The 25193-nt window shown below is 73.4% G+C and carries 22 protein-coding genes; 4 read left to right on the top strand and 18 right to left on the bottom strand.

The features are described from left to right. Positions 1 to 105: 105 nt before the first annotated feature. The 7 genes from ACIGXE_RS02055 to hrcA all read right to left on the bottom strand — a co-directional run bounded on the left by ACIGXE_RS02055 (position 106) and on the right by hrcA (position 7120). A complete protein-coding gene (locus ACIGXE_RS02055) occupies positions 106 to 1104 on the bottom strand; it encodes an adenosine deaminase (RefSeq protein WP_399741589.1) in 999 nt (332 codons plus the stop codon). Continuing rightward, positions 1104 to 2018 (bottom strand): ribonuclease Z, encoded by a 915-nt coding sequence (locus tag ACIGXE_RS02050; RefSeq protein ID WP_399741586.1) that lies wholly within the window; start codon positions 2016 to 2018, stop codon positions 1104 to 1106. Before ACIGXE_RS02050 ends, ACIGXE_RS02055 begins: the two co-directional genes overlap by 1 nt. Before the next feature lie 14 nt (positions 2019 to 2032). After that, a complete protein-coding gene (locus ACIGXE_RS02045; protein ID WP_399743686.1) occupies positions 2033 to 2392 on the bottom strand; it encodes a histidine triad nucleotide-binding protein in 360 nt (119 codons plus the stop codon). Positions 2393 to 2725: 333 nt separating this feature from the next. Beyond that, on the bottom strand, positions 2726 to 3469 hold the full coding sequence (locus ACIGXE_RS02040) for a 16S rRNA (uracil(1498)-N(3))-methyltransferase (RefSeq protein ID WP_399741584.1): 744 nt from the start codon (positions 3467 to 3469) through the stop codon (positions 2726 to 2728). After that, on the bottom strand, positions 3466 to 4563 hold the full coding sequence (locus ACIGXE_RS02035; protein ID WP_399741581.1) for a nitronate monooxygenase: 1098 nt from the start codon (positions 4561 to 4563) through the stop codon (positions 3466 to 3468). Before ACIGXE_RS02035 ends, ACIGXE_RS02040 begins: the two co-directional genes overlap by 4 nt. Positions 4564 to 4960: 397 nt before the next feature. Beyond that, a complete protein-coding gene (gene dnaJ, locus ACIGXE_RS02030; protein WP_399741578.1) occupies positions 4961 to 6100 on the bottom strand; it encodes a molecular chaperone DnaJ in 1140 nt (379 codons plus the stop codon). Further along, a complete protein-coding gene (gene hrcA / locus ACIGXE_RS02025; protein ID WP_399741576.1) occupies positions 6101 to 7120 on the bottom strand; it encodes a heat-inducible transcriptional repressor HrcA in 1020 nt (339 codons plus the stop codon). Between the two features lie 156 nt (positions 7121 to 7276). On the opposite strand from hrcA, the gene ACIGXE_RS02020 reads away from it, so the two are divergent. Then, positions 7277 to 7996: an MBL fold metallo-hydrolase gene (locus ACIGXE_RS02020; protein ID WP_399741573.1), complete on the top strand. Its 720-nt coding sequence runs from the start codon at positions 7277 to 7279 to the stop codon at positions 7994 to 7996. A 10-nt stretch (positions 7997 to 8006) separates the two neighbouring features. Then, complete coding sequence (locus ACIGXE_RS02015) at positions 8007 to 8810, top strand: DUF3097 domain-containing protein (RefSeq protein ID WP_399741570.1); 804 nt, start codon at positions 8007 to 8009, stop codon at positions 8808 to 8810. Between the two features lie 175 nt (positions 8811 to 8985). Here ACIGXE_RS02015 and hemW read toward each other — a convergent pair whose 3' ends face one another. The 3 genes from hemW to lepA form a co-directional block, all read right to left on the bottom strand. After that, on the bottom strand, positions 8986 to 10218 hold the full coding sequence (gene hemW / locus ACIGXE_RS02010) for a radical SAM family heme chaperone HemW (RefSeq protein WP_399741567.1): 1233 nt from the start codon (positions 10216 to 10218) through the stop codon (positions 8986 to 8988). Positions 10219 to 10336: 118 nt separating this feature from the next. Next, positions 10337 to 12211: an AMP-dependent synthetase/ligase gene (locus ACIGXE_RS02005; RefSeq protein ID WP_399741564.1), complete on the bottom strand. Its 1875-nt coding sequence runs from the start codon at positions 12209 to 12211 to the stop codon at positions 10337 to 10339. Between the two features lie 214 nt (positions 12212 to 12425). Next, on the bottom strand, positions 12426 to 14297 hold the full coding sequence (gene lepA / locus ACIGXE_RS02000; RefSeq protein ID WP_399741561.1) for a translation elongation factor 4: 1872 nt from the start codon (positions 14295 to 14297) through the stop codon (positions 12426 to 12428). A gap of 185 nt (positions 14298 to 14482) precedes the next feature. Here lepA and rpsT point away from each other — a divergent pair, with 185 nt between their 5' ends. Further along, positions 14483 to 14749 (top strand): 30S ribosomal protein S20, encoded by a 267-nt coding sequence (gene rpsT / locus ACIGXE_RS01995; protein ID WP_030211082.1) that lies wholly within the window; start codon positions 14483 to 14485, stop codon positions 14747 to 14749. 442 nt (positions 14750 to 15191) lie between these two features. Here rpsT and holA read toward each other — a convergent pair whose 3' ends face one another. Beyond that, positions 15192 to 16181: a DNA polymerase III subunit delta gene (gene holA, locus ACIGXE_RS01990; RefSeq protein WP_399741557.1), complete on the bottom strand. Its 990-nt coding sequence runs from the start codon at positions 16179 to 16181 to the stop codon at positions 15192 to 15194. 82 nt (positions 16182 to 16263) lie between these two features. Here holA and ACIGXE_RS01985 point away from each other — a divergent pair, with 82 nt between their 5' ends. Continuing rightward, positions 16264 to 16509 (top strand): hypothetical protein, encoded by a 246-nt coding sequence (locus ACIGXE_RS01985; protein WP_399741556.1) that lies wholly within the window; start codon positions 16264 to 16266, stop codon positions 16507 to 16509. Between the two features lie 32 nt (positions 16510 to 16541). Here the strand turns inward: ACIGXE_RS01985 and ACIGXE_RS01980 are convergent, their stop codons facing one another. The 7 genes from ACIGXE_RS01980 to ACIGXE_RS01950 all read right to left on the bottom strand — a co-directional run bounded on the left by ACIGXE_RS01980 (position 16542) and on the right by ACIGXE_RS01950 (position 25133). Next, positions 16542 to 17426, bottom strand: a complete 885-nt coding sequence (locus tag ACIGXE_RS01980) for a YceI family protein (RefSeq protein WP_399741553.1) — start codon at positions 17424 to 17426, stop codon at positions 16542 to 16544. A gap of 121 nt (positions 17427 to 17547) precedes the next feature. Then, positions 17548 to 18807, bottom strand: coding sequence for an MFS transporter (locus tag ACIGXE_RS01975; RefSeq protein ID WP_399741550.1), 1260 nt, complete (start codon positions 18805 to 18807; stop codon positions 17548 to 17550). A 3-nt stretch (positions 18808 to 18810) separates the two neighbouring features. Continuing rightward, positions 18811 to 19470, bottom strand: a complete 660-nt coding sequence (locus ACIGXE_RS01970; RefSeq protein WP_399741547.1) for a winged helix-turn-helix domain-containing protein — start codon at positions 19468 to 19470, stop codon at positions 18811 to 18813. A gap of 29 nt (positions 19471 to 19499) precedes the next feature. Further along, on the bottom strand, positions 19500 to 21992 hold the full coding sequence (locus ACIGXE_RS01965) for a ComEC/Rec2 family competence protein (RefSeq protein WP_399741544.1): 2493 nt from the start codon (positions 21990 to 21992) through the stop codon (positions 19500 to 19502). Then, entirely contained in the window at positions 21989 to 22849 is an 861-nt protein-coding gene (locus tag ACIGXE_RS01960) for a helix-hairpin-helix domain-containing protein (RefSeq protein ID WP_399741542.1), read from the bottom strand. The genes ACIGXE_RS01965 and ACIGXE_RS01960 overlap by 4 nt, the downstream gene beginning before the upstream one ends. A gap of 468 nt (positions 22850 to 23317) precedes the next feature. Beyond that, positions 23318 to 24163, bottom strand: a complete 846-nt coding sequence (locus ACIGXE_RS01955; protein ID WP_399741539.1) for a DegV family protein — start codon at positions 24161 to 24163, stop codon at positions 23318 to 23320. Positions 24164 to 24374: 211 nt separating this feature from the next. After that, a complete protein-coding gene (locus ACIGXE_RS01950) occupies positions 24375 to 25133 on the bottom strand; it encodes a hypothetical protein (protein ID WP_399741537.1) in 759 nt (252 codons plus the stop codon). Positions 25134 to 25193: the final 60 nt, after the last annotated feature.

Genomic DNA, 25193 nt, shown 5'->3' with positions numbered 1-25193 from the left:
GCCTCGCCGGCACATCCAGCCCCGCCGGCGTTTGAGGCGCGGGGGCCGGGGCGGAGCCCCGGTTTCGGGAAGGGGCGGGGTGGGGGAAGGCCCGCCGCAGGCGCCCTACTCCCCCACGAACTCGTACGCCTCGACCTCCGCCAGGTACCGCTCCCGCCGCCCCTCCTCGTCCTCCAGGAAGGACGCCAGGAACGAGTTCCGCGCCAGCGTCCGCAGCTGATCGGCGGACAGCCCCAACGCATCACGCACCGCGCCGTAGTTGTCGCCGACGTAGCCCCCGAAGTACGCCGGGTCGTCGGAGTTGACCGTCGCCACCAGCCCCGCGTCCAGCATCGCCCGCAGCGGATGCTGCTCGATCGTGTCGACGGCACGCAGCCGCACGTTCGAGAGGGGGCACAGGGTCAGCGGAATCCGCTCGCGGACGAGCCGCTCCACGAGCGCGGGATCCTCCAGGCACCGCAGACCGTGGTCGACGCGCTCGACGCCGAGCACGTCGAGGGCCTCGCGGATGTACGCCGGCGGCCCCTCCTCCCCCGCGTGGGCGACCCGCCGCAGGCCGAGGCGGGCGGCCGCCTCGTACACCTCGCGGAACTTCACCGGCGGATGCCCGACCTCCGCCGAGTCGAGGCCGATCCCGGTGATCCGGTCCAGATACGGCTTCGCGGCCTCCAGCGTCGCCATCGCCGACTCCGCCGACTCGTCGCGCAGGAAGCACATGATGAGCCGGGTGGAGATCCCGTGCCGCTCCTCGGCGCGGTCGAGCGCCGCGCCGAGGCCCTCGACGACGACGCCGAAGGGCACGCCGCGCGCCACGTGCGCCTGCGGGTCGAAGAAGATCTCGGCGTGCCGCACACCCTGCTCCGCGGCCCGCGCCAGATACGCGTCGGCGAGCTCGGTGAAGTCGTCGGCGGTGCGCAGGACCGCCATCAGCGCGTAGTACAGGTCCAGGAAGGACTGGAGGTCACTGAAGCGGTACGCCTCGCGCAGCGCCTCGGTGTCCGCGTACGGCAGCGTGACGCCGTTCCGCGCGGCCAGCGCGAACGCCAGCTCGGGTTCGAGGGTGCCTTCGATGTGGAGGTGCAGTTCGGCCTTGGGTACGGGCATCAGGAAGCGTTCTGTCTCTTCGGTAGGGGGACCCTCATCAGGTCCTGGGCAATGCTCAGCTCCCCCTCGAACCCGGCCGCCCGTGCCTGCCGCTCGAACTCCTCGGGCTCGGCGTACCGCTGCGAGAAGTGCGTCAGCACGAGGTGCCGTACGCCCGCGTCCCGGGCGACGGCCGCCGCCTGACCGGCGGTCAGGTGGCCGTGGTCGGTGGCGAGCCGGACGTCCTCGTCGAGGAAGGTGGACTCGATGACGAGCATGTCGGCGCCGTCGGCGAGCGCGTACACCCCGTCGCACAGCCGGGTGTCCATGACGAAGGCGAACCGCTGCCCGCGCCGCACCTCGCTCACCTGCTCCAGCGTGACGCCGTTCAGGACGCCCTCGCGCTGGATGCGCCCCACGTCGGGGCCCTTGATGCCGTGCGCGGCGAGCCGCTCGGGCAGGAGGCGGCGCCCGTCGGGCTCGGTGAGCCGGTAGCCGTACGACTCCACGGGGTGGGAGAGCAGCCGCGCGTCGAGCGTGTACGCGTCGGTGACGGCGAGCGGTCCGTCGGCGGCGACCGGCTGCTCCACCAGACGTACGGTCTCGCGGTAGGCCGTCGCGTACCGCAGCCGCTCGAAGTACCGCTGCCCGCTCGCCGGGTAGTGCGCGGTGACGGGGTGCGGGACCTGGTCGAGGTTGATCCGCTGGATCACCCCGGCCAGTCCCAGCGAGTGGTCGCCGTGGAAGTGCGTGACGCAGATCCGGTTCAGGTCGTGCGCCGCGACCCCGGCACGGAGCATCTGGCGCTGGGTGCCCTCGCCGGGGTCGAAGAGGATGCCGGTCCCGTCCCAGCGCAGCAGATAGCCGTTGTGGTTGCGGTGCCGGGTCGGGACCTGGCTGGCCGTACCGAGGACGACCAGTTCGCGTACGGACAAGGGGGTGTCCCGGCCTATCCGGGCGGCCAGTTGAGGCCGCGGCCGCCGAGGACGTGGGCGTGCGCGTGGAACACGGTCTGGCCGGCGCCGGCGCCGGTGTTGAAGACGATGCGGAAGCCGCTGCCGTCGACCTTCTCCTGCGCCGCGATCTCGCCGGCCTCCCGGAGGACGTCGGCGGCGACGGTCGGCGCGGCGGCCGCGAGGGAGGCGGCGTCCGGGTAGTGCAGGCGCGGGATGACCAGGACGTGGGTCGGCGCCTGCGGGTTGATGTCGCGGAAGGCGAGCGTCGTCTCGGTGGCGCGCACGATCGTCGCCGGGACCTCCCCCTCCGCGATCTTGCAGAACAGGCAGTCGCTCTGCGGCTCTCCGGCCATGGCCCGGGCCTCCTCGCCTCCGTCGATCATCAGTACACGCGCATCGTATCGGCCCACGGCGACCTCCCGGCCGACGCCCGACCGGGGCACCGGCACGACGCGCCGCCCCCGCCCGACGCCGTACGACACACCGGCCCGCCACCCGACGACCCGCCGCGCTGACGGCCCTACGGTCCGACAGTCCGACGGTCCGCCGACGCGACGGCCCACGACACACGACGGCCCGCCCACCCGACCCGGCTGAACCGCCCCGCCCGACCGACGGCCCACGCAACCGCCCCGCACGACCCCGCCCGACGCCCCGCCGCCCGACGGCACCACGGCCCCGCCCCGCTACGACCAGCGGCCCGTCCGCCCCAGCACGAGCGCCGCGGCCGCCGTGCCGGCCGTGGAGGTGCGCAGGACGCTGTGACCGAGGCGGTACGGCGCGGCCCCGGCGCCCTCGAAGAGCGCCAACTCCTCCGGCGACACGCCGCCTTCGGGCCCCACGACGAGCACGATCGAGCCCTTGTCCGGCAGCTCGGCGGTGGCCAGCGCGCCGCTGGGGTGGGCCCGGTCCTCGTGCAGGACGGCCGCGAAGTCGGCCTCCGCGAGCAGCGCGGCGACCTGCTTGGACGTCATGAGGTCGGCCACCTCCGGGAAGCGGGTGCGGCGCGACTGCTTGCCGGCCTCGCGGGCGGTGGCCCGCCACTTCGCGAGCGCCTTCAGGCCCCGGTCGCCCTTCCACTGCGTGATGCAACGGGACGCCGCCCACGGCACGATCGCGTCCACGCCGGTCTCCGTCATGATCTCGACGGCCAGTTCGCCGCGGTCGCCCTTGGGCAGCGCCTGGACGACGGTCACGCGGGGCGCGGGCGCGGGCTCCTCGTGGTCCGCCGAGACCCGCACGGTCAGCTGGTCCTTGCCCTCGGCGGACAGCACGACGCACTCGGCCCAGCGCCCCCGCCCGTCGGTCAGGACGACGTCCTCCCCGGCGCGCAGCCGCTTCACGGAGACGGCGTGCCGGCCCTCGGGCCCGTCGAGGAGGAAGCTGCCGCCCCCGGGAACGGTGTCGACGACGAAGACGGGTGCGGTCACGAGGTGCTCCTGGTGCGTGCGGTGCCGGAAAGGGACGAGAGGGCGGCGTCGAGTTCTTCGGCGAGGACCTCGACCAGCCGCCCGGCCGGGAGCTCCCGCGCCATCCGGTGCCCCTGCCCGGCCCACAGGGCCATCCCCTGCGGGTCGCCCGCGGTGGCGGCGGCCCTGCGCAGCGGGGCGGTGAGGTGATGGACCTCGGGGTACGCGGCGGGGGCGTACGGCCCGTGCTCGCGCAGGAAGCGGTTGACGAGCCCCCGCGCGGGGCGCCCGGAGAAGGCCCGGGTGAACTCGGTGTGGGTGAACAGCGGATCGGTGAGGGCCCGCTTGTGCAGCGGATGCGCCCCCGACTCGGGGCAGACGAGGAACGCGGTGCCGAGCTGCGCGGCGTCGGCGCCCGCGGCGAGCACGGCGGCGATCTGACGGCCGCGCATGATCCCGCCGGCCGCGACCAGCGGCAGCCGGACGGCCTCGCGGATCTCCGTGAGCAGCGGCAGCAGCCCGCGGGCCCGGCCGGGGGCGGGGCCGTCGGCCGGCTCGTCCCGGTGGGTGCTCCGGTGCCCGCCCGCCTCCGCGCCCTGCACGCAGATCGCGCCCGCCCCGGCGCGCTCGGCGGTCCGGGCCTCCTCGACGGACGTCACGGTGACGATCGTGAACGTGCCGACCCGCGCGAACGCGTCCAGCGCGTCGCGGTCGGGGCAGCCGAAGGCGAAGGAGACGACCGGCACGGGGTCGTCGAGGAGGATCGCCAGCTTGGCGTCGTACGCGTCGTCCCGCCCCTGCTCGGCGTCGCCGAGCGCCGTCTCGTACCAGGTGGCCTCACCGGCGAGCTGGTGCCGGTAGACCTCGACGGCGCCGGGGTCGGCGGCCTGTCCGCCGGGCGGCATGAGGAGGTTGACCCCGAAGGGCCGCGCGGTGAGCCCGCGCACCCGCTTGACCTCCTGGTAGAGCCCGCCCGCGGTCTTGTACCCCCCGGCCAGGAACCCGAGCGCCCCGGCCTCGCAGACGGCCCCGACGAGCTCGGGAGAGGAGGCGCCACCCGCCATGGGGGCCTGCACGATCGGATGACGAGAGAGATCGTTCAGAGCGGTGGACATGCAGGCATCGTGCCATGCCCGAACGGCGCGGCCGAATCGATACAAGAGGGCCACGAGGCGACCGCGGCGGCGGCCCGAGCGGCGGCCACAGCGGCACGGCCGCGCCGCCGCCACGCGCCCACGCGGCACGGCCAGGGGCGCTACGACCCGGGCCGGCATCGCCCCCGCCGCGAGGACACAAAGGGGCGTCCCGCCGCCGCGAGGACGCGGAGGGCTTTCGCCGCGAGGACGCGGAGGGCTTTCGCCGCGAGGACGCGGAGGGGCGTCCCGCCGCGAGGAACGCGAGGGGGCGGCCCCGCCGCGAGGAACGCGAAGAGGCGGCCCCGCCGCGAGAAACGAGGAAGGGGCGGCCCCGCGAATTCGCGGGACCGCCCCTCACGCATACGCCGCTGCCGGCTCAGCGCCCGTTGAACGCGTCCTTCAGGCGCGAGAACAGCCCCTGCTGCCCCGGCTGGAACTGGCCCGTCGGGCGCTCCTCGCCCCGCAGCTTGGACAGCTCGCGCAGCAGGCGCTCCTGCTCCGGGTCGAGCTTCGTCGGGGTCTGGACCTCGACGTGGACGATCAGGTCGCCCCGGCCGTTGCCGCGCAGGTGGGTGACGCCACGGCCGTGCAGCGGGATCGACTGGCCGGACTGGGTGCCCGGGCGGATGTCGACGTCCTCCAGGCCGTCCAGCGTCTGCAGCTGCACCTTCGTGCCGAGCGCGGCCGCCGTCATCGGGATGGTGACCGTGCAGTGCAGGTCGTCGCCGCGCCGCTGGAAGACGTCGTGCGGGATCTCATGGATCTCGACGTACAGGTCGCCGGCGGGGCCGCCGCCGGGGCCGACCTCGCCCTCACCCGCGAGCTGGATGCGGGTGCCGTTGTCGACACCGGCCGGGATCTTCACCGTGAGCGTACGGCGGGACCGCACGCGCCCGTCGCCCGCGCACTCGGGGCACGGGGTCGGGACGACGGTGCCGAAGCCCTGGCACTGCGGGCAGGGGCGGGAGGTCATGACCTGGCCCAGGAAGGACCGGGTGACCTGGGAGACCTCGCCACGGCCGCGGCACATGTCGCAGGTCTGCGCGGTGGTGCCGGGCGCGGCGCCCTCACCCGAGCAGGTGGTGCAGACGACGGCCGTGTCGACCTGGATGTCCTTGGTGGTGCCGAAGGCCGCCTCGTCGAGGGTGACCTCCAGGCGGATCATCGCGTCCTGGCCGCGCCGGGTGCGCGAGCGCGGGCCGCGCTGGGACGCCGTACCGAAGAAGGCGTCCATGATGTCCGAGAAGTTCCCGAAGCCGCCCGCGCCGAAGCCGCCGGCCCCACCGCCGCCGCCGGAGGCGGACAGCGGGTCGCCGCCGAGGTCGTAGACCTGCTTCTTCTGCGGGTCCGAGAGGACCTCGTACGCGGCGTTGATCTCCTTGAACCGCTCCTGCGTCTTCGGGTCCGGGTTCACGTCCGGGTGAAGCTCGCGGGCAAGGCGGCGGAAGGCCTTCTTGATCTCGTCCTGCGACGCGTCGCGGCGTACGCCGAGTACGGCGTAGTAGTCGGTGGCCACTTACGACTCCGCCAGGATCTGTCCGACGTAACGTGCCACTGCGCGTACCGCTCCCATCGTTCCGGGGTAGTCCATGCGGGTCGGTCCGACCACGCCGAGTTTGGCGACTGCCTCGCCGCCGGAACCGTAGCCGACCGAGACGACCGACGTGGACGTCAGTCCCTCGTGGGCGTTCTCGTGCCCGATGCGTACGGTCATGCCCGATTCCTTGGCCTCGCCGAGCAGCTTCAGGAGGACGACCTGCTCCTCCAGGGCTTCCAGGACGGGCCTGATCGTCAGGGGGAAGTCATGTCCGAAGCGGGTCAGATTGGCGGTGCCGCCGATCATGAGCCGCTCCTCCTGCTCCTCCACGAGGGTCTCCAGGAGGGTCGCGAGCACGGTCGAGACCGTGCCGCGGTCCTCGATCTCCTCGAAGGAGTCCGGCAGGTCCTGCACCAGCTGCGGCACGTCGGCGAACCGGCGGCCGACGACCCGGCTGTTGAGCCGGGCCCGCAGGTCTGCCAGGGAGGTCTCGCCGAAGGGCGCCGGGCAGTCGATCACGCGCTGCTCGACCCGGCCGGTGTCGGTGATGAGCACCAGCATCAGCCGGGCGGGGGCCAGCGACAGCAGCTCCACGTGCCGGACCGTCGAACGGGTCAGCGAGGGGTACTGCACGACGGCGACCTGCCGGGTGAGCTGCGCGAGCAGCCGGACCGTGCGGCCGACGACGTCGTCGAGGTCGACGGCTCCGTCGAGGAAGTTGTGGATCGCCCGCCGCTCGGGGGTCGACAGCGGCTTGACGCCGGCCAGCCGGTCCACGAACAGGCGGTAGCCCTTGTCGGTGGGGATGCGCCCGGCGCTGGTGTGAGGCTGGGCGATGTACCCCTCCTCCTCCAGGACCGCCATGTCGTTGCGCACGGTGGCGGGCGACACGCCGAGCTTGTGGCGCTCGGTGAGCGCCTTGGAGCCGACCGGCTCCTCCGTCCCGACGTAGTCCTGGACGATGGCGCGCAGCACCTCGAGTCTGCGTTCGCTGAGCATCGCGCGCACCTCCAGCTGTCGATCCGGTTCCGGTTGCTCCGCTTTTGGCACTCGCCCTGTCCGAGTGCCAGGAAACCCCCGGCCAGTGTAAGGCGGCCGACATCGCTCCTGGCAAGGAGGCGGGGTCGAAGCGGGTGCAGCGGATAGCGTCTGGGCATGGACGTGAACTGGGAGACGTACGGCTGGGAGCGGCTCGGACGAGGGGTCGGCCGGCGCCGGCTGCCGGGGTGGGACGCCACGGTGGGCCTGGTGATCGGGCGGGACGCGGTGCTTCTCTACGACACGGGCGCCACCCTCGCGCAGGGCGCCGAGGTGCGCGAGCAGGCGACCGCGCTGGCCGGCCGTGAGGTGACACACATCGCACTCGGCCACCCCCATTTCGACCATGTGCTGGGCACCGCGGCCTTCCCGGGGGCCGAGGTCTTCGGCGCGGTCGGCATGGACACGCTGCTGCCGCGGGAGCGGGAGGAACTGTGGAAGGACGCGGTACGGCAGGGGGTGGACGAGCGGGAGGCGACCCAGGCCGCGGAGGCGCTGGTGGCGCCGAGCCACACCGTCACCGGTGAGTGGACCCTGGACCTGGGCGGGCGGCAGGTCCTCCTGGCCAACGTCGGGCCCGGCCACACGGGCCACGACCTGGTACTCCTCGTGCCGGACGAGCGGGAGGTCGTCTTCTGCGGCGACCTGGTGGAGGAGTCGGGCGAGCCACAGGCGGGCCCGGACGCGATCCCGAGCCGATGGCCGGCCGCCCTCGACCGCCTGCTGTCCCTGGGCGGCGAGGACGCGCTGTACGTGCCGGGGCACGGCGCGCTGGTCGACGCGGACTTCGTGCGACGCCAACGGGAGGAACTGGCACGCCGCTTCGAGGTGTCGTAGCGTCGCGCAAATGCGCAGCTACAACCCGGACCTGACGCCTCCTTGGAAGAAGTCGGCCCCCGTCCCCGAGGTCCCGGCGGACCGCGACCTCGTGGTCGAGGAGGTCTCGACGGGCTTCTGCGGGGCGGTGATCCGTTGCGAGGCGGGCACGGTGACCCTGGAGGACCGCTTCGGCAAGCACCGGGTCTTCCCGCTGGAACCGCGCGGCTTCCTGCTGGAGGGCCGGGTGGTCACCCTGGTCCGCCCCTCCCGCCCGGCCCCGTCCCACCCCACCCGTACGGCCTCCGGCTCGATCGCGGTCCCGGGCGCCCGGGCGCGCGTCGCCCGGGCGGGCCGCATCTACGTGGAGGGCCGCCACGACGCCGAGCTGGTCGAGAAGGTCTGGGGCGACGACCTGCGCGTCGAGGGCGTGGTCGTGGAGTACCTGGAGGGCGTCGACGACCTCCCGGCCGTCGTCGCCGACTTCGCCCCCGCCCCGGACGCCCGCCTGGGCGTCCTGGTCGACCACCTGGTCCCCGGCTCCAAGGAGTCCCGCATCGCGGCCCAGGTCACCTCCCCCGACGTCCTGGTGGTCGGCCACCCCTACATCGACGTCTGGGAGGCGGTGAAGCCCTCCTCGGTCGGCATCCCCGCCTGGCCGACCGTCCCCCGCGGCCAGGACTGGAAGACCGGCGTCTGTCGCGCCCTCGGCTGGCCGGAGAACACGGGCGCGGCCTGGCAGCACATCCTGTCGAAGGTCCACTCCTACAAGGACCTGGAGCCGGCCCTCCTGGGCCGAGTGGAAGAACTCATCGACTTCGTCACAGCCCCCTAACCCAACCGAACCACCCCACCCAACTCGACCCGCAGCCCGACACGGCCCGCAGCCCGCCGCGGCCCGCAGCCCGCGGTGGGCCGTGCCCACAACGGCCAAAGCGTCCCCGACGGAAGGCACCCGGGGGGCGGGAGGCGCGCCGGGCGGGAGGCGCCCGGGGGGGAGTCGCTTGGGGTCAGTCGACCAGGTCGCGGACGACCGCGTCGGCCAGCAGCCGCCCCCGCAGCGTCAGCACGGCACGGCCCGCGCCGTACGCCTCGGGCGCGAGGAGGCCGTCCTCCAGGGCCTTGCGGGACGCCGCCAGGCCCGCCGGCCGGAGCAGCTCCAGCTCGACCCCCTCACGCAGCCGCAGCTCGAGGAGCACCCGCTCCACCCGCCGGTCCTCCTCCGTCAGGAGCTCCCGGCCGGCTCCGGGCGACTTCCCGGACCCCAGGGCCGCCGCGTACGCGCCCGGATGCTTGACGTTCCACCAGCGCACCCCGCCCACGTGGCTGTGGGCGCCCGGTCCGGCGCCCCACCAGTCGGCGCCGCGCCAGTACAGCTCGTTGTGCAGGCAGCGGCCGGCATCGGAGGTGGCCCAGTTGGACACCTCGTACCACTCGTAGCCCGCCCCGGACAGCACGTCCTCCGCGATCAGGTACCGGTCCGCGTGCACGTCGTCGTTCGTCATGGGTATCTCGCCGCGCCGGATGCGCCGCGCCAGCTGCGTGCCCTCCTCCACGATGAGCGCGTAGGCGCTGACGTGGTCCGGCCCGGCGCCGATCGCCGCGTCCAGGGACGCCCGCCAGTCGTCGTCGGACTCGCCGGGCGTGCCGTAGATGAGGTCCAGGTTGACGTGGTCGAAGCCGGCCGCCCGCGCCTCGGCGACGCACGCCTCGGGGCGTCCGGGCGTGTGGCTGCGGTCGAGGATCTTCAGCACGTGCTGCCGGGCGCTCTGCATGCCGAAGGAGATCCGGTTGAAGCCGCCCTCGCGCAGCGTCGCCAGATACGCGGGGTCGACGGACTCCGGGTTCGCCTCCGTCGTCACCTCGGCGTCGTCCGCGAGCCCGAACTCGTCCCGGATGACGGCGAGCATGGACACGAGATCGCCCGCGTCGAGCAGCGTGGGGGTGCCGCCGCCGACGAAGACGGTCCGCACCGGACGCGGGTCGTCGCCGAGGACCTTGCGGGCGAGCCGTATCTCCTCGGCCACCTGCCCCGCGTAGTTCTCCCGGGAGGCGAGCACGCCCCCGGCACCGCGCAGCTCGCTCGCGGTGTAGGTGTTGAAGTCGCAGTAACCGCAGCGGGTCGCGCAGTACGGCACGTGCAGATAGAACCCGAGCGGCCGCTCCCCGGCGCCCTGCAGGGCGCTCGCGGGCAGCGCACCGTCCTCGGGCATGGGCTCACCATCGGGCAGTACGGAAGGCATGAGCCCATTGTCCCGTACCGCCCGACGTAAGCGCCGCCCCTGTGGATAACTCCGAAGGCCCAGGTCAGGCCGCTGGACCGCCGGGCCCTCGGAGCGCAGGCCCCCGGCGTCCAGGCCGTCAGGCCTCCCGCGCTCCCTCGTACATCTCGTCGATCAGGTGCTGGTAGGTCCGCTCGACCACCGGCCGCTTCATCTTCAGGCTCGGCGTGAGCTCGCCGTGCTCGACGTCGAGGTCGCGCGGCAGGAGGCGGAACTTCTTGATCGTCTGCCAGCGCTGCAGGCCCTCGTTGAGGCGCCCGATGTAGCCCTCGATCAGCTGCTCGACCTGCGGGGACGCCACGACCTCCGCGTAGGACTTCCCGCCGAGCTCGTGCTCGGCCGCCCAGCCGAGGATCGCGGGCTCGTCGAGGGCGATGAGCGCGGAGCAGTAGTTCCGGTCGGCGCCGAGCACCACGATGTTCGAGACGAACGGACAGACGGCCTTGAACTGGCCCTCGATCTCCGTCGGCGCGATGTACTTGCCGCCGGAGGTCTTGAACAGGTCCTTCTTGCGGTCGGTGATCCGCAGGTAGCCGTCCGCGGACAGCTCGCCGATGTCGCCGGTGTGGAACCAGCCGTCCGGCTCCAGGACCTCCGCGGTCTTCTCCGGCAGGCCGTGGTAGCCCTCCATGACGCCGGGGCTGCGCAGCAGGATCTCGCCGTCGTCGGCGATGCGGACCTCCGTGCCGGGCAGCGGCTTGCCGACCGTGCCGGTGCGGTAGGCCTCGCCCGGGTTGACGAAGGAGGCGGCGGAGGACTCCGTCAGGCCGTAGCCCTCCAGGATGTGGATGCCGGCGCCGGAGAAGAAGTAGCCGATCTCGGGCGCGAGCGCGACGGAGCCGGAGACTGCGGCGCGCAGCCGGCCGCCGAAGGCCTCGCGGAGCTTCTTGTAGACGAGCGCGTCGGCGACCTTGTGCTTGGCGGCGAGGCCGAAGGGCGCGGAGGCCGTGCCCGTACGGCGGAAGTTGTCCTGGGTGACCTTGGCGTACTCGCGGGCGATGCCGGCCGCCCACTGGAAGATCTTGTACTTGGCCGCGCCGCCCTCGCGCGCCTTCGCGGCGACGCCGTTGTAGACCTTCTCGAAGATGCGCGGGACGGCGGCCATGTAGGTGGGCTGCACGACCGGCAGGTTCATGATGATCTTGTCGATGCGGCCGTCGACCGCGGTGACGTGGCCGACCTCGATCTGGCCGGAGGTGAGCACCTTGCCGAAGACGTGGGCGAGCGGCAGCCACAGGTACTGCACGTCGTCCTTGGTGATCAGGCCGGTGGAGGCGATGGCCTTGGCCATGTACGACCAGTTGTCGTGCGGAAGGCGCACGCCCTTGGGACGGCCGGTGGTGCCCGAGGTGTAGATGAGGGTGGCCAGCTGGTCGGCGGTGATGGCCCCGACGCGCTCCTTCACGGCCTCCGGGTGCTTCTCCAGGTAGGCCTTGCCGCGCGCCTCCAGGTCGGCGAGGGTGAGCACCCACTCGTCGGAGGTGTCCGCGCCCTCGGCGTCGATGACGACGACGTGGTGGAGCTTCGGCAGGTCGGCGCGGCGCTCGACGGCCTTGGCGAGCTGGGCCGCGTTCTCCGCGATCAGGACGCGCGAGTCGGAGTCGGCCAGGATGAACGCCGACTCCTCGGCGTTGGTCTGCGGGTAGATCGTGGTGACGGCGGCGCCGGCGCACATGACGCCGAGGTCGGCGAGGATCCACTCGACCCGGGTCGAGGAGGCGAGCGCGACCCGCTCCTCCGGCTGGACGCCGAGGTCGACGAGGCCGGCGGCGATGCCGTAGACGCGCTCGGCGGCCTGCGCCCAGCTGAGCGACTTCCAGTCGTCCGGCCCGTCGCCGGCGGCGGGGACGGGGTAGCGATAGGCCTCGGCGTCCGGCGTCCGCTCGACTCGCTCAAGGAAGAGGGTCGCCACGGACGGCGGCCGGTTCTCGATCAGGGTCTGTGTGTCGCTCACGACGTCCTCCGGGCGGCGGCGGTGCGGTCAGGCGGTGGGTCGGACAGTGCGTAACTAACTGGCGAGTAACCTTCGAGCGGCTTCAGAGTAGAGCGCCGGGGACTGGCGCGTAAGGGCTTGCATATAACGAACGGGTCTGCACGCACACGGCGCACAGACCCGTTCGGGGTACATCTCGATGTACGGGGCAGCTACTGGGCGGCCTCCGCTCCGGCTACTTCTTGGCCTTGCCGCCGGCCGCGTCGTCACTCGACAGGACGGCGATGAAGGCCTCCTGCGGGACCTCCACGGAGCCGACCATCTTCATCCGCTTCTTGCCTTCCTTCTGCTTCTCCAGCAGCTTCCGCTTACGGGAGATGTCACCGCCGTAGCACTTGGCGAGGACGTCCTTGCGGATGGCGCGGATGGTCTCGCGGGCGATGACCCGGGAGCCGATGGCGGCCTGGATGGGCACCTCGAAGGCCTGCCGCGGGATGAGCTCGCGCAGCTTGGCGACCAGCCGCACACCGTAGGCGTACGCGGCGTCCTTGTGGGTGATCGCCGAGAAGGCGTCCACCTTGTCGCCGTGCAGCAGGATGTCGACCTTGACCAGGCTGGAGGCCTGCTCGCCGGTGGGCTCGTAGTCGAGCGAGGCGTAGCCGCGGGTCTTGGACTTCAGCTGGTCGAAGAAGTCGAAGACGATCTCGGCCAGCGGCAGGGTGTAGCGGATCTCGACGCGGTCCTCGGAGAGGTAGTCCATGCCGAGGAGGGTGCCGCGCCGGGTCTGGCACAGCTCCATGATGGAGCCGATGAACTCGGTGGGCGCCAGGATGGTGGCGCGCACGACCGGCTCGAACACCTCGCTGATCTTGCCCTCGGGGAACTCGCTCGGGTTCGTGACCGTGTGCTCGCTGCCGTCCTCCATGACCACGCGGTAGACCACGTTGGGGGCGGTGGCGATCAGGTCGAGACCGAACTCGCGCTCCAGACGCTCGCGGATCACGTCGAGGTGGAGCAGGCCGAGGAAGCCGACACGGAAGCCGAAGCCGAGGGCGGCGGACGTCTCCGGCTCGTAGACCAGCGCGGCGTCGTTGAGCTGCAGCTTGTCGAGGGCGTCGCGCAGCTCGGGGTAGTCCGAGCCGTCCAGCGGATACAGACCCGAGAAGACCATCGGCTTCGGGTCCTTGTAGCCGCCGAGCGCCTCCTCGGCGCCCTTGCTCTGGGAGGTGATCGTGTCACCGACCTTGGACTGGCGGACGTCCTTCACGCCGGTGATGAGATAGCCCACCTCGCCGACGCCGAGGCCGTCGGCCGGCAGCATCTCGGGCGAGTTGGTGCCGATCTCCAGGAGCTCGTGGGTGGCGCCGGTCGACATCATGCGGATGCGCTCACGCTTGTTGAGCTGGCCGTCGACGACACGGACGTACGTGACGACGCCGCGGTACGAGTCGTAGACCGAGTCGAAGATCATCGCGCGGGCCGGGGCGTCGGCGACGCCCACCGGCGCCGGGATGTCCCGGACGACCCGGTCGAGCAGCGCCTCGACGCCCATGCCGGTCTTGGCGGAGACCTTGAGCACGTCCTCCGGCTGGCAGCCGATGAGGTTGGCCAGTTCCTCGGCGAACTTCTCCGGCTGGGCGGCCGGGAGGTCGATCTTGTTGAGCACCGGGACGATGGTGAGCTCGTTCTCCATCGCCAGGTAGAGGTTGGCGAGGGTCTGCGCCTCGATGCCCTGAGCGGCGTCCACCAGCAGGATCGTGCCCTCGCAGGCGGCCAGCGAACGCGACACCTCGTAGGTGAAGTCGACGTGCCCGGGGGTGTCGATCATGTTCAGGATGTGCGTCCGGCCCTGCTCCGGCCCCTCGGTGGGGGCCCAGGGGAGACGGACCGCCTGGGACTTGATCGTGATGCCGCGCTCACGCTCGATGTCCATCCGGTCGAGGTACTGGGCGCGCATCTGCCGCTGGTCGACCACACCGGTCAGCTGGAGCATCCGGTCGGCAAGCGTGGACTTGCCGTGGTCGATGTGCGCGATGATGCAGAAATTGCGGATCAGAGCCGGGTCGGTACGGCTCGGCTCGGGCACGTTGGTAGGAGTCGCGGGCACGCAGGGTTCTCGTCTCGGGCGATGTTCAGAACGGATACGTAGGCTCCATGGTCCCATGACTGTGGGCCGGTGCTCGGTTTGGGCGGTCTGGAGAGCGGCTGATACCGTGGACAGCTGTGTCTCGTGTGCCCTCTCAGCTGCGCGGCACATCCTGAAGAAACATCGAACCTGTAAAGGCTCTTTTCGTGGCGAACATCAAGTCCCAGATCAAGCGGAACAAGACCAACGAGAAGGCGCGCCTGCGCAACAAGGCCGTCAAGTCGTCGCTCAAGACCGCGATCCGCAAGGCCCGTGAGGCTGTCGCCGCCGGCGACCTCGAGAAGGCCACCGTTGCCGCTCGTGCCGCCTCGCGTCAGCTCGACAAGGCTGTCTCGAAGGGTGTCATCCACAAGAACGCCGCCGCCAACAAGAAGTCGGCGCTGGCCACCAAGGTTGCCTCCCTCCAGGGCTGAGCTCTGATGTGACACGGCCGTACGGGACCCAGCGGGCCCTCTAACCGCTCCCGCCCGGCCACCCGGCTCCGTACGCGAGACGCGTTCGCCACGCGTGTACGAGCCACCCCGGCAACACCCCGCAGGCCCCGGCGCCGTCCTTCCCCAGGACAGCACCGGGGCCTGCGGCGTACCGGCCACCGGGGGGCGGGCAGTCGTCCCGCAGGGCGGGACGGGCGGGCGCACGGGACACACGGGCGCGAAGGCGCACGGGCGTATGAGCGCACAGGCGCATGGCCGCACGGGCGCATGGGCGAGCGGGCGCATGGGCGCACAGGCGCATGGGCGCACAGGCGCATGGGCGCACAGGCGCATGGCCGCACGGGCGAGCGGGCGAGCGGGCGATGGGCGGGCGCATGCCAGATGCGTGCAGCGCGGCGGCGCACAGAGGAGGCGCGGCCCCTCAGCCTCGTCGCATCCGTGCCGCCCGGGCGATCGCCACGACGGCCTTCTCCAGGGCGTACTCCGGGTCGTCCCCGCCGCCCTTCACCCCCGCGTCCGCCTCCGCGACCGCCCGCAGCGCCAGCGCGACACCGTCCGGCGTCCACCCCCGCATCTGCTGCCGGACCCGGTCGATCTTCCACGGCGGCATGCCGAGCTCGCGGGCGAGGTCCGCCGGGCGGCCGCCGCGGGCCGAGGAGAGCTTGCCGATCGCCCGGACGCCCTGGGCGAGAGCGCTGGTGATGAGGACGGGGGCGACCCCCGTCGACAGCGACCACCGCAGCGCCTCCAGCGCCTCCGCCGCCCGCCCCTCGACGGCGCGGTCGGCGACCGTGAAGGACGAGGCCTCGGCGCGGCCCGTGTAGTAGCGCCCGACGACCGCCTCGTCGATCGTCCCGTCGACGTCCGCGGTCAGCTGCGAGACAGCGGAGGCCAGCTCCCGCAGATCGCTGCCGATCGCGTCGACGAGCGCCTGGCAGGCCTCGGGCGTGGCCGAACGCCCGAGCGTCCGGAACTCCTGCCGCACGAACGTCAGCCGCTCCGCCGGCTTCGTCGTCTTCGGGCAGGCCACCTCCCGGGCCCCCGCCTTGCGGGCCGCGTCGAGGAGCCCCTTGCCCTTGGCGCCGCCCGCGTGCAGCAGCACGAGGCTGATCTCCTCGGCCGGCGCGTCGATGTAGGCCTTGATGTCCTTGATCGTGTCCGCCGACAGGTCCTGCGCGTTCCGCACGACCAGGACCTTGCGCTCGGCGAAGAGCGAGGGGCTGGTCAGCTCCGCCAGCGCGCCGGGCTGGAGCTGTTCCGGGGCGAGGTCGCGCACGTCCGTGTCGGCGTCGACGGCGCGGGCCGCCGCCACCACCTCGCGGACCGCGCGGTCCAGCAGCAGGTCCTCCTGGCCCACGGCAAGCGTGAGGGGGGCGAGGAGATCGTCGGGGGAAGACTTCTTGGTGGCCATCGCGCTCCAGCATCCCACGCGCCACCGACAGCGGGTCCGGCCCCGGCCCGGCCCCGGCCCGGCCATCGTCGAGAATGTGCACGTGAGCGATGTGAGACACGTACTGGTCCTCCCCGACCGTGACGCGGCCGAGGAGGTCGCCGAGGAACTCCCCGACCGCTTCGGCGTCGCGGAGGAGCCCCAGCTCGTACGGGACGCCCTGGCCGGCGAGGACGACGCCGAGGACGCCCAGTGGCTGGTGGTGGTCGAGGACCCGGACCGGCGCCTGGACCCGGCGGCCCTGGACGCCCTGGCCGCCGAGTACGAGGGCTGGCTGGAGGCCCCGTAGCGCCGCTGCCACGCGGGGGGGTGGGGCGGCGGCTAGGCCTGCGACTTGGGCACGATCTGGACGTCCAGGTCGATCGTGATGCTGGAGCCGACCGCCGCGATCCCGCGCGCGAGGAGCGTCTGCCAGGTCAGCGTGAAGTCCTCGCGGTGCAGTTCGGTGGTCGCCCGGCAGGCGCCCCGGGTCTCTCCCTGCAGGCCGTTGCCGAGGCCCAGGTACTGGGTGTCGAGCGTCACCGTCCGGCTGACGCCGTGCAGGGTGAGCGCGCCGGTGACGGCCCAGCGGCTGCCGCCCTTGTGGACGAAGCGCTCACTGTAGAACTCCAGCGTGGGAAAGGCGCCGACGTCGAGGAAGTCGGCGGACCGCAGGTGGTCGTCCCGCATCCGCACACCGGTGTCGATGGACGCCGCGTCGATCACGACGTGCATGGCCGACCGCTCCATGCGCTCGCCGATACGGACCGCACCGGCGAAGCTGTTGAAGCGGCCGTGGATCCGCGCGAGGCCGATGTGCCGTGCGGTGAAGCCGATCTGGGAATGCGTCGGGTCGATCTCCCAGTCGCCCGGTTCCGGCAGCGGCTGCGGGGGCGCGACCTGGAGCAGCACGTCGCCGAGGCTGGCGTGCGCGCTCTCCGCGACGACGGCGTTGCCGTGGTACGGCGTGTAGCCCTCGGCCGTGACCGCGAGCCGGTACTCCCCGGCGGGCACGGTCGCGAGGAGGCTGCCGTACGGGTCGGTCTCCCCGGCGAGGACCTTGCGGCCGGCCGTGTCGCTGACCACGAACTCGGCCTGGCGGACCGGCTCGCTGACGGGGTCCAGAACCCGGCAGCTCAGCACTCCCGCCGAGGACGGCACCGTGAGTCCCGCGAGCGGGCCGCCCCGGGAGGCTCCCGCACCGCGCTTACCGAACAGACCGAACACTTCACGTACCCCCGTGCAAACCACTCACGTTTCCGCTTCAACGAAGACGCATTCGATCACTGTTGCGCCGTTCGAGGCAAACGGCGCAAGTGTTACCGAGGGTCCGAATTGAGCATTCCACTTACACGTGTGAGGTGACCGGGGTCCGCTCCGGCAGCTGGCGCAGCCGCGGCAGCGGCGAGGGCAGCACCCACACCACCGCGAAGACCGCGCCCACGGTGGCGAGCCAGAGGGTGGGCCGCAGCCCCAGCGCCGTGCCGAGCACACCGCCGGCGAGCGCGCCGAGCGGGCGGAAGCCGTGGTTGAGGGTCCGGAAGGCACCCATCACCCGGGCCCGCACGACGTCGGGTATCAGCGCCATCTGGAACGACCCGGCCGCGACGTCGACGATCATCACCCCCGCGCAGGACAGGAACTCGGCGACGAAGAGCAGCCCGATGACCAGCGGCAGCGGACCGCTCGCGGCCGGTATCAGCAGGAGGGGCAGGGTGAAGCCCAGGAAGCCGGCGACGAGGGACCGCCCGATGCCGATCCGCCGCACGACCGCCCCGCTGCACAGCGCCCCGATCAGGCCGCCCACCGCACCGGCCGCGAGCACCGCGCCCAGCACGCCCGCGTTCAGGCCGAGTTCGGTCGTCGCGTAGAGCACGAAGAGGGTGTGGAACATGTAGTTGAAGAACTGCACCGTGCCGGAGGCCGCGAACAGCGCGCGCATCGAGGAGTCCCGCAGCACCCAGCGCAGCCCCTCGGTGAAGTGCCCCTTCTCGACCGGCGCGGGAGCGGGCTCGACGGGGCGGAGCCGGGCCAGGTACCCGGCCGAGACCACATAGCTGAGCGCGTCCGCGAGCAGCGCGAAGGGCGCGGTGAGCACCTGCACCAGCACACCGCCGATCCCCGGGCCCGCCAGCCAGGCCATCGACCGACTGCCGTTGACGAGCGAGTTCGCCTGCACGTAGCGCTCGGTGGGGACGAGCGCCACGAACAGCGTGGTGTTGCACGCGTCGAAGAGCACGGTGAGCGCCCCCACCGAGAAGGCCACCGCGTAGAGCTGAGCGAGCGTCAGGGCGTCCAGCAGGTAGGCGACCGGCAGGGTCAGCAAGAGCGCGGCCCGCCCGAGGTCGGCGGCGATCATCGCGCGCCGGCGCCGGGCCTGCCGGTCCGCCCATGCCCCGAAGGGCAGGTTGAGCAGCAGCGCGGGCAGCAGCTCGGCCGTCTTCAGCCAGCCCATCTCGGCGGCGTCGGCGCCGAGGACGAGCACGGCGGCGAGCGGAAGGGCCATGAGGGAGATCTGGTCGCCGACGAGCGAGACCGTCTGGCCGGTCCAGTACCGCCGGAACGGCCGCTCCCGCAGCAGCGCGGGTATGCGCGTCATGATCACCATCGGTCACTCCCCCTGTTCGTCCCTGTGGTCGTCGCCGTCGCCGTCGGCACTGCCTTCGCCGCCACCCCGGTCGTCATCGCCCGCGGGAAGGTCGCGCTCCCGGAAGGCGATCCGCAGGATGCCGACGGGCTCGGCGCCCTCGGGACGCCGGGCCGGGTCGAGCTCACGCTCCTCGTAGGGCCGCAGCAGTTCCGCGATCCGCCGCCCGAGACCGGTGAGCTCCTCGGGAGTCAGATGGAGCAGCGAGTCGCCGTACTGCTCGGCCTCCCGCCACTCCTTGGGCAGCGTGTGCCGGTTCTCCACGGCCCGGAGGACCCGGTGGAAGTACAGCTCGATCGCGGCGCCGCTGAGCGCGTCCGCCGCCTCGGCGACCGCCGCGTCCTCGCTGTGGTCCGGCCACTCCGTGTACTGGGCCGTCGCCCGCCACGGCTTCTCCCGCCCCTTGCCGCCCGGCGCCTGCTCGACCAGTCCGTACTTGGCGAGTATCCGCAGGTGGTACGAGCAGCTGGCGACGGACTCGCCGGTCAGTTCGGCCGCCCTGGTGGCGGTGAACGGCCCACTGCGCCGCAGCAGACCCACGAGGGTCATCCGCGTCGGATGGGCGTAGGCCCGCAAGGCCCGGGGGTCGGTGAGCCGGATGCTTCGAGGCTGCTGCTCGCTCATGATGTAAACGTATCTTTAGAAAGACTCCTTTACAAGCCTCCTGCGCCGTCGTCCCCCTCCCCCGCCCGCCCGGCGGACGTGTGCGCCGTGAGCCCGACGCCCGCGCCCGTCACCGCGATCGCCCCCTCCCGGTCCGTGCTCAGCACCCGCGCTCCACCGGCCCGCAGCGCCGACACCGTCCGCGGCGACGGATGCCCGTACGGGTTGTCCCGGCCGGCCGACACCAGGGCGAGCCGCGGCCGCACCGCCCGTATCAGCCCCGGGTCCTGGTGCGCGGAGCCGTGGTGCGCGACCTTCAGCACGTCGACGGGCGGCAGCGCCGGGTACGCCCGCAACAGGGCCTGCTGCGCCAGGGGTTCGAGATCACCGAGCAGCAGCAGCTTCAGCCCGCCCGTGGTCCGGACGAAGAGCGTGACGCTGGCGTCGTTCGGCCCCGACTCCGTCGCCTCCCCCGCTCCCGCCGGGCCCAGCGCCCCCGGGCCGGCCCGCGGCCACAGCACCCGCCACTCCAGCGCTCCGATCCTGCGCCGCTCCCCCGCCCCGGCCCGCACCAGCGGCACACCGGCCGCCAGCGCCGTCCGCCGTACGAACTCCGCCTGCCCCGGCGGCTCTTCGAGCCCGGTCACCTGGATCGCCCCCACCGCCCTCCCGCGCAGCACCCCCGGCAGCCCGGCCACGTGGTCCGCGTGGAAGTGGGTGAGCACCAGGAGCGGCACACGGCGCACCCCGAGATCCCGCAGGCACCGGTCGACCGGCTCCGGGTCCGGTCCGGCGTCCACCACCACGGCCGCGTCCCCGCCCGCCGCGAGGACGGTCGCGTCCCCCTGGCCGACCTGGCACATCGCGAACACCCAGCCCGGCGGCGGCCAGCCCGTGACGAGCCGGACCAGCGGCGGCGGCCGCACCACGGCCAGGAACAGCAGCACCGCGCAGCCCACCCCGATCCACCGCCGCAACGGCAGGCGCCACAGGGCGAGCAGCACCAGCCCGGAGAGCAGCGCGAGCGCCAGGCCGCCCCACCAGCCGTCCGGCCAGGGCGACTCCGCTCCGGGGAGCTCCGCCCCGGTGCGGGCCACCTTCGCGATCCAACCGGCGGGCAGGGCCGCGACCCTCGCCAGCGCCTCCGCCGCCCCCGGCCACCCGGCCGCGAGCGCCAGGGTGGCGAATCCGAGGACCGTGGCCGGGGCCACCGCGGGCTCCGCGAGCAGATTCGCGGGGACCGCGACCAGGCTCACCCGGGCCGCGAAGACCGCCACGACGGGCGCGCACAGCATCTGCGCCGCGAGCGTCGCGCCCAGCGCCTCGGCAATCCGTCCGGGCACCCGGCGCCGCCGCAGGGCGTCGCTCCAGCGCGGGGCGACGGTGAGCAGCGCCCCGGTCGCCAGGACCGAGAGCAGGAAGCCGTAACTCCGGGCGAGCCAGGGGTCGTAGAGCACGAGGAGGAGTACCACCGCGGCGAGCGCCGGGAGCAGCGAGCGGCGCCGACCGGTCGCGATGGCGAGCAGGGTGACGAGCCCGCACGCCGCCGCCCGCAGCACGCTCGGATCGGGGCGGCACACGACCACGAAGGCGAGGGTCAGCCCGCCCCCGGCGAGAGCCGTGGCCCGCAGCGGGATGCCGAGTCTGGGGGCCAGCCCGCCCCGCTCGACCTGCTGCGCGGTGCCGGGCCTCCCGATGAGCAGCAACAGCACGACGGTGAGGTTCGAACCCGACACTGCCAACAAATGCGTCAGATCGGTCGCCTCGAAGGCCTCCTTCAGCTCGGGCCCGATGCGGGAGGTGTCGCCCACCACGAGGCCCGGCAGCAGCGCCCGGGCGTCCGGGGACAGCCCCTCCGTCGCCCGTCTCAACCCCGCACGCAGCTCCCCGGCCTTCCGCTGGAGGGCGCTGGGCGGCCCGACGATCCGCGGCGGCCCGTCGGCGTCGGCCCGCAGCACCGCGGCGACGGTGTCGCCGGACCGGGCCGGCGAGAGCCGTCCCGCCACCCCGATCCGGGTCGAGGGCAGCAACCCCAGCCACTCCTGCCGACCCTCCCGCGCGGGCACGAGGACCAGGACCGGCGCCCTGGTCCGGTGCTCGGCACCGTCCCTTTCCTCGACCCTTACCACCTCGCCCGTGACGACCACGAAGACCGGGGCCGCCCTGCTTCCGCTCACCCGGGGCCGGGTGAGCCGGGGATCGGCGGTGACCGTCACCTCCACAGCCACCCGGGCCTCCGTGCGGGCGAGTTCGGGCACCGGGCCGCGCCGCAGATCGGCCGCGTGCAACCCACCCGACGCGGCCCCCGCCGCAGCGCAGAGCAGCACCCCGGCGCACGCCGTCACCCGCGACCCGCGTCGCCCGGCCGGCACCAGCAGCAGCGCCGCACCGGCCAGGCAGAACAGCACGCCCCCGACCGTCCACCAGCCGGCCGCGCCCACCGCGAGCGCCGCCGCGCCCCAGGCGGCGAGGGCCGGCGGGACGAGTCTCAGGTCGGCCGGGCCCTCGTCCCCTCCGTACAGCCGGCGCACGTCCTCGCTCATGGCCGGACCAGCGGCGCGAGGTCCGCGAACCGGCGTGCGCCGATCCCGTTCACGTCCCGCAGCTCGGCGACCGACCGGAACCCCCCGTGCCGGACGCGGTGTTCGACGATGTGGCGGGCGAGCACCGGACCGACCCCGGGCAGCCCGTCGAGCTGTTCCACGGTCGCCGCGTTGAGGCTGAGCGGGGCGGCGGGGCCCGGCAGTCCCGGGGCCGCGCGACTGCCCGCGCCGGCCGCGCCTCCGGCACCGGCGCCGTTCGCTCCCGTGCCGCTCGTCGCGGCGCCCGGCAGTCCGACCACCACCTGCTCGCCGTCCAGGAGCACCCTGGCCCGGTTGAGGCCCGTCAGGTCCGTGCCGGGACGCACGCCGCCCGCCGCGCGCAGGGCGTCGGTGACGCGGGACCCGGCGGGCAGCGTGAACACCCCGGGCCGGAGCACCTTGCCCCCGACGTCCACCACGACCACCGGAGCGGCACCGGCGGCACCGGCGCCCGCCCCTGTCCCCACCGCCCCGGCCACCGCACCCACAGCCGTCCCCACACCCGCACCGGCACCGGCACCGGCACCGGCACCGGCACCGGCAGGCGAATGGTCCGCGGGCTCGGTCAACGGCGGCGTCTCGGGCAGCGGCCGGGCCGCCGCCACCACCTCCGGCGCCCTGACCTGCTGGGGCCGCCCCGTCCAGAAGAAGGCACCGGCGACGCCCGCGGCCACCACGAGGACCACGGCGAGGGCGGCCAGCGAGCGCCGTTCGAGCCCGCACCGCGCCTGGATCCACACGGGCAGCCGCTCGCGCAGCGCGAGCCGTAAGCGCTCCCCGTGCCACACCGGCGGCTCCGGTCCGGCCCGATCCGCCACGGGGAGTCCGGGCGGCTCCGGCGGCTCGGGCGCGCGCGGCTGCGGGGGCTCAGGCGCGCGCGGCTCCGGAGGCTCGGGCACCCGGGACCCGGGAAGTTCAGGCGCGCGCGGCTCCGGCGGCTCAGGCGCGCGCGGCTCCGGAGGTGCCGTCGGCGGGAACAGCGCCTCGCCCCTGCGTCGTAGCGCCTCCGACGCCGGTCCGGCCGCGTGCCGCCCCGGCCGGCCGGCCCGCACCGTGCGATCCGTCCGGGTACGGCGGCGGGTGGCCCGGCCGTCCGATCCCGGCGGCCTGCCGGGGCCGCTGGTGGGTGCGCCGTGTCGTGATCCGATGTGTGTACGAAGAGTCATGGATCCGACGTTAGGGACTTCCGCCCGAACCTGCCGAGACCCTTCAAATCCGGTGGACAAACGCCCAGTTGTGGATAACTCCGTCACCCGCACGAGGGATCGCGCGGCCCCGGCGGCTCGTCAGCGCGGGGAGACGACGACCGCGAGCAGCCCCGGCCCCGTGTGCGCGCCGATGACCGCACCGACCTCGGTGACCTGCAGGTCCTCCACGGCCGTCAGCCGCTCACGCAGCCGCTCGGCCAGCGCGGCGGCCCGCTCGGGCGCGGACAGGTGGTGCACGGCGACGTCGACGGGACCGTTTCCCGCCCGCTCGACCGCGATCTCCTCAAGACGGGCGATCGCCTTCGACGCCGTGCGCACCTTCTCGCGCAGCTCGATGCGCCCGCCGTCGAGTTCGAGCAGCGGCTTCACGGCCAGCGCCGACCCGAGCAGCGCCTGCGCCGCCCCGATGCGCCCGCCGCGCCGCAGATACTCGAGCGTGTCCACGTAGAAGAAGGCCGAGGTGCCGGCCGCCCGCTTCTCCGCCGCCGCGACGGCCTCGTCCAGCGAGCCGCCCGCCTCGACGACCTCCGCCGCCGCGAGGGCACAGAAGCCGAGGGCCATCCCCACCATCCGCGTGTCGACGACCCGGACGGGCACGGGAGCATCCTTGGCCGCGAGCACGGCGGCGTCGTAGGTGCCGGAGAACTCCCCGGACAGATGCAACGAGACGATCCCCTGGGCCCCTCCCTCGGCGGCGGCGCGGTAGGCCGCCGCGAAGACCTCGGGGGCGGGCCGCGAGGTGGTCACTGAGCGGCGTTTCTGCAGCGCCTCGGCGAGCGAGCGGGCCGAGATCTCGGTCCCCTCCTCCAGCGCGCGGTCGCCGATGACGACGGTGAGCGGAACGGCGGTGATGGCGTGCCGCTCCATCGTCTGGGGTGGCAGGTAGGCCGTGGAATCGGTGACGATCGCGACATGCCGGGACATGAGCGGGAGGTTACCCGCCGGGGCGGCCGCACGGCAGCCCGGGCCCCGGCAGCGGGCCGGGCCGTCACCCCGACCACCCCGTCTCAGGCCCCCCGAGGACTCCCGCCGGCCGAATGCGGGCCGCCCCTCGCCCTTGCCTTCGCTCAGCCGGCCGGGCGAGGGCAAGGGCGAGGGGCGGCCCGGCAAACCGCTCGGGCAGCAGGCAGCGGGCTCAGGTCGTCGTCTCGGGGCGGTTCGTCTTCTCCCACGGATACGCCGTCGCACGGGGGTCAGGGGCCGTGATCGCCTGCGGCCGTTCGGCCGCCCCGGCACCCGCGCCGCCCGTCCCCGTTCGCGCCTGCCCGGCGCCCGCCGCGCCCGCACTCGAACCCACACCTCCGCCGACACCACCCACGGCCCCGGCCCCGGTCTCGGTCTCGACCCCGGTCCCGGTCCAGTGCCGCAGTGCCCCCGCCTCCATGTCGATCTGGGCGCTCAGCGAGGACAGCTCGTCCTCGGCGAACTTGCGGGCCCGGTCCCGGGCCGCGAAGCGCAGGGAGTCGGCGGAGTGGGTGATCTGTTCGGTGCGGCGGCGGAGGTCCGGCAGCTGCGACGCGACGTGCGCCCTGTCCGGCTCGCGCTCCAGCCGCTTGAGGTCCTCGTCCAGCTCCCGCCCATGGGCGCTGAGCCGCTCGAAGAGATCCAGGGACTCCTTCAGGGACGCGTCCTCCGCGACGCCCGCGTGCAGGGCGTCCTGGGTGGCGCGCATCGACGTGCGCAGCGAGAGCCGCAGCTGGGCCAGCTCGCTTCCGACACCGACCTGTCCGAAGCTCTTGGCCTTCAGAGTCGTGTCCTCGACCGTGCGCCGGGCGTGGCCGATGGTGCGGTCGACACCGCGCTTGGCCGCCTTGGCGACCTTCACCGTGGCGTAGATCCCGAGCGCCACGAAGGCGACGAAGAGCAACGCCATGATCATGATCGCGGCTTCCATGTGCTCGCCCCTCCGGCCTCGATGGTGGTTCTTCCACGGTAAACGGAAAGGGCAGGCCGA

Origin of the sequence: Streptomyces sp. NPDC053431, assembly GCF_044544925.1 — a bacterium.
Taxonomy (GTDB): domain Bacteria; phylum Actinomycetota; class Actinomycetes; order Streptomycetales; family Streptomycetaceae; genus Streptomyces.
Note: the sequence above shows the minus strand (reverse complement) of the source record. Positions and strands in the feature narration are given on the sequence as shown.

Bases quoted from the DNA above. Each gene is read 5' to 3' on its own strand.
- ACIGXE_RS02055 (WP_399741589.1), bottom strand. From the start codon at position 1,104: ATGCCCGTACCCAAGGCCGAACTGCACCTCCACATCGAAGGCACCCTC.
- ACIGXE_RS02045 (WP_399743686.1), bottom strand. From the start codon at position 2,392: ATGGCCGGAGAGCCGCAGAGCGACTGCCTGTTCTGCAAGATCGCGGAG.
- ACIGXE_RS02035 (WP_399741581.1), bottom strand. From the start codon at position 4,563: ATGTCCACCGCTCTGAACGATCTCTCTCGTCATCCGATCGTGCAGGCC.
- hrcA (WP_399741576.1), bottom strand. From the start codon at position 7,120: ATGCTCAGCGAACGCAGACTCGAGGTGCTGCGCGCCATCGTCCAGGAC.
- ACIGXE_RS02020 (WP_399741573.1), top strand. From the start codon at position 7,277: ATGGACGTGAACTGGGAGACGTACGGCTGGGAGCGGCTCGGACGAGGG.
- ACIGXE_RS02015 (WP_399741570.1), top strand. From the start codon at position 8,007: ATGCGCAGCTACAACCCGGACCTGACGCCTCCTTGGAAGAAGTCGGCC.
- hemW (WP_399741567.1), bottom strand. From the start codon at position 10,218: ATGCCTTCCGTACTGCCCGATGGTGAGCCCATGCCCGAGGACGGTGCG.
- holA (WP_399741557.1), bottom strand. From the start codon at position 16,181: ATGGCCACCAAGAAGTCTTCCCCCGACGATCTCCTCGCCCCCCTCACG.
- ACIGXE_RS01975 (WP_399741550.1), bottom strand. From the start codon at position 18,807: ATGGTGATCATGACGCGCATACCCGCGCTGCTGCGGGAGCGGCCGTTC.
- ACIGXE_RS01970 (WP_399741547.1), bottom strand. From the start codon at position 19,470: ATGAGCGAGCAGCAGCCTCGAAGCATCCGGCTCACCGACCCCCGGGCC.
- ACIGXE_RS01965 (WP_399741544.1), bottom strand. From the start codon at position 21,992: ATGAGCGAGGACGTGCGCCGGCTGTACGGAGGGGACGAGGGCCCGGCC.
- ACIGXE_RS01955 (WP_399741539.1), bottom strand. From the start codon at position 24,163: ATGTCCCGGCATGTCGCGATCGTCACCGATTCCACGGCCTACCTGCCA.
- ACIGXE_RS01950 (WP_399741537.1), bottom strand. From the start codon at position 25,133: ATGGAAGCCGCGATCATGATCATGGCGTTGCTCTTCGTCGCCTTCGTG.